A 278-nucleotide genomic window follows, 5' to 3' on the forward strand; every position below is an offset into this window, starting at 1 on the left:
CGAGATGCTGGCCGACAATACCCGGCGACCGAAACGCGAACGCCTGACGCTGATCCGGATCTACGAGGAGCTGCGCAACTGCGGCTATGACGGCAGCTATGACGCCGTGCGCCGATATGCGGCCAGTTGGTCGAAGGCGACGCAGGAAGCGTCGGCCAGCGCCTATGTCCCGCTGAGCTTCGATCCGGGCGAGGCCTACCAGTTCGACTGGAGCCATGAGATCGTGATCCTCGACGGCGTGACCACGACGGTCAAGGTCGCCCATGTCCGTCTCTGCC

At 64.4% G+C, this 278-nt stretch carries 1 pseudogene; it reads left to right on the forward strand.

The window, feature by feature from the left end:
* Nucleotides 1–278, forward strand: a pseudogene (locus ACXAH0_RS25260) (IS21 family transposase); the annotation flags it as partial.

This window comes from Roseibium sp. AWQ4_290 (genome assembly GCF_056160985.1).